This window comes from Larkinella sp. C7 (assembly GCF_006149005.1).
Classification (GTDB): Bacteria; Bacteroidota; Bacteroidia; order Cytophagales; family Spirosomataceae; genus Larkinella.
Genome location: NZ_VBSL01000189.1, coordinates 1 through 407 on the forward strand (window position 1 = coordinate 1; position 407 = coordinate 407).

A 407-nucleotide genomic window follows, 5' to 3' on the forward strand; every position below is an offset into this window, starting at 1 on the left:
AAATGACTAGATCACAGTATGCGTCATCAAAGACCTGGATATTGTAGGTAGAAGTCAATTTCAGCCACTCTTGGTCAATTCGAGCGATCGCCTGACCATTTTGATAGAGCTGGAAATTCATATCCCAGAAATTACCCTGCACCTCCATGCCTAGGTTGGCAATGGAATAGTGAGGTTTGATAAGGGTCAAATCCTTCTTGATAGTGAAAGACTGGCCATTGGCCAAGTTAACTTGGAACTTGGGCAGAAGACTAAAGAACTGCCTATCAATCTGGCCAACCAGATTGCCCTGCATATCCATGATTTTAAAGGTCTTGGGAATCTTGAAGAGGCTGCCCTCAACCTGATAGCAGGGCAGGCCCAATTCATCGCTGATGGTGAACTTGCCTCCCAGCGAAAAAAGTTTT

Annotated in this window: 1 protein-coding gene; it reads right to left on the reverse strand. The window is 45.0% G+C overall.

Annotation, left to right across the window (positions count from 1 at the left end):
- On the reverse strand, window positions 1–407 hold a 407-nt coding region (locus FH871_RS35045), incomplete at both ends, for an LURP-one-related family protein (RefSeq protein WP_138995361.1).